A 6,461-nucleotide genomic window follows, 5' to 3' on the forward strand; every position below is an offset into this window, starting at 1 on the left:
CGGTGACCGCACTGGCCGATCGCACCGACGACCGCTGGGACGACGGGCTCATCGCGCGCTCCCGCCGCCCCGACGACCCCTCCGCCCACGACCACGGCCTCGACGGCGACCCCGACGCCGACGACGCGCTCGTACGGGCCGTCTCGGGCAGCTTCTCCGGTTCCGGCTCAGGCTCAGGCTCCGGTTCCGGTTCCGGCTCAGGTTCCGGTTCCGGTGACGGCGGCGACGGCGGTACGTTCCCCACCGCGCCGGTCACCCCCGAGGGCAAGGCGCTGCGCACCCGGCTGGAGGCGCTGCGCCACCTCGTCGGACTGTCCCGGACCCGGCTCGACGGCAAGACCCTCGCCGAGGCGGGACGGGTGCTCGACGAGGCCGCGGCGCGGCGCGGCCTGTCGCCGCAGCACACCGTCGTCGCGATCGCCGGCGCCACCGGAAGCGGCAAGTCCACGCTCTTCAATTCACTCGCCGGGGTGCAGATCTCGGAGACCGGACTGCGCCGGCCCACCACCGCCGCGCCCATCGCGTGCAGCTGGACCGACGGCGCCGCCGGCCTCTTGGACCGGCTGGAGATCCCCGGGCGGCTGCGCCGGCGGCCCCGGGAGACCGGCGAGGCGGCCGGGGCGCTCCAGGGACTCGTCCTGGTGGACCTGCCGGACCTGGACTCCGCCGTGGGCGCCCACCGGGCGCACGTGGACCGGGTGCTGGGGCTGGTCGACGCCGTGGTCTGGGTGGTGGACCCGGAGAAGTACGCGGACGCCGTGCTCCACGAACGCTATCTGCGCCCGCTCGCCGGCCACGCCGAGGTGACGTTCGTCGTGCTCAACCAGATCGACCGGCTGCCCGGCGAGGCCGCCGACCTGGTCCTGGACGACCTGCGCCGGCTGCTGGACGAGGACGGGATGGCGCTCGGCGAGCACGGCGAACCGGGCGCGACCGTGCTCGGGCTGTCCGCCCTGACCGGTGAGGGCGTGGCGGAGCTGCGCGAACTGCTCGGCCAGTTCACCCAGGAGCGGGGCGCGGCCACCCGGCGGATCTCCGCCGACGTCGACCGCGCGGCGGTGCGGCTGCGGCCGCTGTACGTGACGGACGGGCCGCTGCCGGAGCTGGGCGAGCGCGCCAGGGCCGAGTTCGAGGACCGGCTCGCCGAGGCCGTCGGCGCGTACGCCGCCGGCCTCGCCGCGGAACGGGCCTGGCGCCGCAACGCCGGCAAGGCCTGCGGCACCCCGTGGCTGCGGCTGTGGCGCTGGTACGAGAGCCGGCGCGCCCCGCAGCGGCTGGGCGGGCTGGCGGCGCTGGCGGCGATCGGCGGGCGCACCTTCGGGGTGGAACCGGAGCCGCCGGAGGCGGAGGTGACGGCGCGCCAGCGGGTTGAGCAGGCGGTGCGGACGGTGGCCGACGAGGCGGCGGCGGGACTGCCCGATCCGTGGGCGCAGGCCGTACGGGAGACGGCCACGCGGGGGGCCGCGGGCCTGCCGGAGGCGCTGGACGAGCTGGCGCTGTCGGCCGGGGTGCCCACGGGCAAGCCGCCGCGACCGGCGTGGTGGCCGGCGGCCGTGCTCGCCCAGGCGGCGATGACGCTGGTGCAGATCTACGGCGGGTTGTGGCTGGTCGGGCAGATCGTGGGCGTGCTGGAGCCGAAGCTGCTTCCGCCGGTGCTGCTGATGGCGGCGGGCATCGTCGGCGGGCCGCTGGTGGAGTGGGCGTGCTCGATGGCCGCCCGCGGCCCGGCACGGCGCTACGGGCAGGACGCCGAACGGCGGCTGCGGCAGGCGGCGGCCGGGTGCGGACGGGCGCGGGTGCTGGAGCCGGTGGCGGCGGAACTGCTGCGCTACCAGGAGGTGCGGGAGCAGTTCGTGAGCGTGGCGGGCGGAGCCGGTACACCCGGACGGGGGACGCGCCTGTCCACAACCCGGTAGTTGTCCACAGGCGTCGGCGCGGTGGGAGGGGCCGGGCGCAGTCTGGTCCCACGCGCCGCAGGACGTGGACGACGAGGAGGGGGCGCCGCAGATGAACGAGACCGTGGTGACGCTGGTGGGCCATGTGGCGACCCAGATCGACTACCGCGAGACGCCGAGTGGACCGGCGGCGAGATTCCGCTTCGCCGTGCGGCCCCGGTTCTACGACCGCCAGAAGGAGGCCTGGACGGACGGGGCGACGAGCTTCTACACCGTGTGGGCGCGGCGGTCGCTGGCCGCGAACCTCGCGGCCTCGGTGTCCGTGGGCGAGCCGCTGGTCCTGCACGGCAGACTGCGGGTCCGCGACGAACAGGGCGAGGGGCAGCGGTGGGTCTCGGCCGAGATCGACGCGCTGGCCGCGGGGCACGACCTGAGCCGGGGGACGGCGGCCTTCCGCCGGGCGGCGACGGCGGGCGCGCCACTGACGGAAGCTCAGAAGGGGGCGGTGGTCTAGGTGTTCGAGGCCTATAGGATTCCCCGGTATCCACGGGCATCTGGGGCTTTGGCCCGAAGGGGAAGACTGTGTCCATTGGCGTTCCCGCTTCTTCTGTTCCTGCCGACTCCGCCACGACTGCTGACCGGGCCGATCCCACAGGTTCCGCTTCTGCCGCCGGGCCCTCCGCCGGTGCTGCTGTGGCGCCTGCCGCTCGCTCTGCTGACGGGCCTGCCGCTGGTCCGCGCCTTGATCCGGCCGCCGCACGTGAGTCCGGGCCGGCCGCCGGCCTCGGGGAGCGGGGCGGAACCGGGCGGGTCGGCGGGGTCGGCGGGGTCGGCCGGGTCGGCGGGGTCGGTGGGGTCGGCGGGAGCGGTGGAGGCACCGGGACCGACACAGGCGATGGGCCGACCGGTGGCGGCAGCGGGTCGACCGGTGGGAGCAATGGGCCGGCCGGTGGCGGCAATGGGCCGACCGGTGGGACTCGGGCCGCGGCGCGGCGTCCGTTCGCGGTGGCGCTGCTCGCCGCCGCCCTGGCGGCGGCGCCCGGGGCCCCGGCCGCCGCCGCGGAAGGGGACCGGGGCGCGCACCGTCCGCCGGAGGGCGCGACGGCCGTGCTGGACGGGCTCAAGACCTTCGGCCAGGCGGTCCTGCGGGGCCGGGACGGCAGCGTCCAGCAGATCCCGGCCGGGCTCTACGAGATGCGCGTCGACGGCGGCGGGATGCTCCAGACGTACGGCGTCGGCGTGACCGGCTTCGCCCAACCGCAGGCCCGGTACACGGAGACGGCGTGGAGCGGCAGCCCGCTCGGCGCGAACGGCGAGGCGGGCGGCAGGATCCGATGGGTCCTGGAGCACTCCTACCCCCAGCTGAACGACCTGACCGGATTGGCCAAGGCGGCCGGGGCCGGCGCGCTCACCGCGGAGAGCGCGGCGGCCGGGACCCAGGTGGCGATCTGGCGGCTGGCCGACGGGGCACAGGTGGAGGCGGCCGATCCGGCGGCGGAGAAGCTGGCCGACTACCTCCAGAAGGAGGCGGGCCGCCTGGCGGAGCCCCCGGCGTCGCTGAGCCTGGACCCGGCCCAGGTGGCGGGGCCGGTCGGCAGCCGGATCGGGCCGGTCACGGTCCGGACGGGGGCCCAGAGCGTGACGGTCACGCCGGACGCGTCGGCCCTGGCCATGGGCGTACGGGTGGTGGACGCGCAGGGCCAGCCGGTGACGGCTGCCAAGCACGGCAGCCGGCTGTGGTTCGAGGTGCCGGCGGGCACCGCCGACGGCATGGCCACGGTGACGGTCCAGGGCTCGACCCGGGTGCCGGTGGGGCGGGTGTTCACGAGCGGCGAGTGGACGCAGGCACAGGTCGTGGCCGGCTCCAGCGAGTCCGCCGCCTCGGCCGTCGCGACAGCGGTCTGGCCGGAATCGGCGACCCTCACCGCCCCCCAGGGCGGCCAGGCCGCCCCGGTCACCCTCCAGGCCTCCGTCACCTCCCCGGACGAGCCCGACGACCGCCTGGCCGCCAGCGGCAGCTCGGCAGCCACCCCCGTGATCGCCTCCCTGGCGATCGGCCTGGTGGTCCTCGGCGGCATGGTCGTCCTCCTGCTGCGCAAGCGCCCGCTGGACGAGGAGCAGGAGCAGGGGGCGGAGTAGAGCGGCGGCGAGGGCCGCGGAAGCCAGGCCGGGCCCGGCCCGGCCCGGCCCGGCCCGGCCAGGCGGGGCGAGGCGGGAGCGGGGAGGGGCGGGGGCGGGGAGCGGGGAGGGGGCGGGTGCGGGACAAGAGCGCCGAGGAGATCGGAGAGTCGCTCGGTGACCCGCTCGGTGTCTCGCTCGGTGAGTGGCTCTGAGAGACGCTCGACGAGTTGATCGACGAGCCCATCGAGGCGGAGCTCGGCGAAGAGCACTGCGACGGAGAGACGAGGAGGAGAGCGACGAGGGGGTGATACGAGGGTGATACAGGAGAGGTTCGCGGGTATCAGGTGAAGATGCCTGAGCAGAGGACGCACAAGCATCTGTTGACCTGGTGGGGCGCGGCGGCGCGGTGGGACCGGGAGGTGTTCGACGCGGTGGCCCGGCGGCACTGGCCCGGGGCCGACCGGGTGCTGCCGCGGCTCGGGCGGGCCGCCAACCACGGCGTGCTGTGGGGCGGCGCGGCCGCCGCTCTCGGCGTCTTCGGCTCCGCCTCGGCGCGCCGGGCGGCGTTGCGCGGGATGGCCTCGCTGGCGCTGGCCTCCGCCACCATCAACACCGTCGGCAAGTGGTCGGTGCGCCGGCCCCGACCGGTGCTGGAGGGGGTCCCCGTGGTGCGGCAGCTGGCCGTCCAGCCGACCACGACCTCGTTCCCCTCGGGGCATTCGGCGTCCGCGTTCGCCTTCGCCGCCGGGCTGGCGCTGGAACACCCGGGCTGGGGGCTGCTGGCCCTGCCCCTCGCGGCGTCCGTCGCCTTCTCCCGGGTGTACACCGGGGTGCACTACCCGACGGACGTCCTGGCCGGGGCGGGACTCGGCGTCGCCGCCGCGCTCGTCGTACGCCGGCTCGCCAGCGACGCCAAGCAGGCGCGGGCGGTGCCCGGTGACGAGCGGGCGGCGACCGGGGCGCCTGCGCTGCCGGACGGCGCCGGGCTGGTCGTCGTGGTGAACACCGGCGCCGGGACCCCGGCCGCCGCGGTGAGCGTGCTGCGCTCCGCCCTGCCCAAGGCCGAGGTGGTCGAGTGCTCGGGGGAGGAACTGCCGGACGCGCTGGCCGAGGCGGCGGACCGAGCGACCGTGCTCGGTGTCTGCGGGGGCGACGGCACGGTCAACGCCGCCGCGACCGCCGCGCTGCGCGCCGGCGTACCGCTGGCGGTCCTGCCCGGTGGCACCCTCAACCACTTCGCCCTCGACCTCGGTCTGACCGGGCCCGAGGACGCGTGCCGCGCCGTCGCCCGGGGCCAGGCCGTCCGGGTGGGCGTCGGCCGGATCACCCCCGCCCCCATCGCCCAGACCGGCACCCCCACCGACGCGCCACCGAACGAGGCCCCGACCGCGCCGCGGTCGGGGCCTGAGGCCCGGCCGGGGAGCGAGGCGCGGGCTGGCGCGGGGGCCGGGTACTTCCTGAACACCTTCAGCATCGGGGTGTACCCCGAGCTGCTGCGGCACCGGCTGGTGTGGGCGCCGCGGATCGGGGGCGGGGCCGCCGCGGTCGTGGCCGCCGTGCGGGTGCTGCGGGCAGAGCGGCCCGTGGTGCTGCGGGTGGCGGGGCGGCGGCGCGCGGTGTGGCTGCTGTTCGCGGGGAACGGGGTCTACCACGGCCGGGGTGCGGCGCCCCGGCGCCGGGTCTCGCTGGGGGCGGGGTTGCTCGACGTACGGCTCGTCCGCGGGGGCGGCCGACCCGGGCCGCGGTTGCTCGCGGCGGCGCTGGCCGGGCCGCTGTCGCGTTCGCCCGTCCACACCGCCACCCGGCTGCGGAGCCTGCGCATCTCCGACATCCCGCCGGGTACGCCGCTCGCCTACGACGGCGAGTACGCCTTGGCGCCCTCGTCCCTGGTCATCGACGGCCTACCGGAGGCCCTCACGGTCTACCGCCCCACCACCCCCACCTGACCGACACCCCCGCCCACGCGGCCCCGGACCGCTGCCGAGCCCGCCGCCTGCCGGGTCTGCCGCGGCCTGCGTCGGCCACCCCGGCTCGCGGACGCAGAGCCCCTCCTGCGCCCGCCGCCTGCCGAGCCCGCCGCCGACGTCGGCCACCCCGGGCTCGCGGCCGCGGGGCCTCTTCTACGCCCGCCGCCTGCGGCGCCCGGCGCCGACCACCCCGGCTCGCGGATACGGAGCTTCTCCTGCGCCCGTCGCCTCGGCTGACTGCGGAGGCCCAGCCGCTGGGCCCCGCCGACGCCACCGCGGAGCACCGCTCACCCCGCCCGCTCACCGCCGCGGCTCCGCCCGCCCCGCCTGCCGGCTCAACCCGATCCCGCATCCACTTCCCGGCCGCCCGGCCACTACCGGCCGGGTGCTCGCGGGCGGCCGGGCGCCAGGCGCTCGCTGCCTCGCCCAGGCCGCGCCCCGCCCTCGTCCAGGGCCCGCGCCCCAACCTCCCCAGGCA

4 protein-coding genes are annotated in these 6,461 nt (G+C 77.2%); all 4 read left to right on the plus strand.

Annotated elements, in window-relative coordinates; translation table 11 throughout:
• Positions 1 to 2: 2 nt before the first annotated feature.
• The 4 genes from LG632_RS10725 (at position 3) to LG632_RS10740 (ending at position 5,962) form a co-directional block, all read left to right on the plus strand.
• Positions 3 to 1,916: a GTPase gene (locus tag LG632_RS10725; protein ID WP_226726684.1), complete on the plus strand. Its 1,914-nt coding sequence runs from the start codon at positions 3 to 5 to the stop codon at positions 1,914 to 1,916.
• Positions 1,917 to 2,007: 91 nt separating this feature from the next.
• Complete coding sequence (locus tag LG632_RS10730; protein WP_226726685.1) at positions 2,008 to 2,409, plus strand: single-stranded DNA-binding protein; 402 nt, start codon at positions 2,008 to 2,010, stop codon at positions 2,407 to 2,409.
• 491 nt (positions 2,410 to 2,900) lie between these two features.
• Positions 2,901 to 4,034, plus strand: a complete 1,134-nt coding sequence (locus tag LG632_RS10735) for a thioester domain-containing protein (protein ID WP_226726688.1) — start codon at positions 2,901 to 2,903, stop codon at positions 4,032 to 4,034.
• A 332-nt stretch (positions 4,035 to 4,366) separates the two neighbouring features.
• The gene (locus tag LG632_RS10740; RefSeq protein ID WP_226726689.1) at positions 4,367 to 5,962 is read left to right on the plus strand and encodes a bifunctional phosphatase PAP2/diacylglycerol kinase family protein; all 1,596 of its coding nucleotides are present in this window, start codon (positions 4,367 to 4,369) and stop codon (positions 5,960 to 5,962) included.
• Positions 5,963 to 6,461 lie beyond the last annotated feature (499 nt).

Origin of the sequence: Streptomyces antimicrobicus, assembly GCF_020532625.1 — a bacterium.
GTDB classification, from domain to species: domain Bacteria; phylum Actinomycetota; class Actinomycetes; order Streptomycetales; family Streptomycetaceae; genus Streptomyces; species Streptomyces antimicrobicus.

Bases quoted from the DNA above. Each gene is read 5' to 3' on its own strand.
- LG632_RS10730 (WP_226726685.1), top strand. From the start codon at position 2,008: ATGAACGAGACCGTGGTGACGCTGGTGGGCCATGTGGCGACCCAGATC.
- LG632_RS10740 (WP_226726689.1), top strand. From the start codon at position 4,367: ATGCCTGAGCAGAGGACGCACAAGCATCTGTTGACCTGGTGGGGCGCG.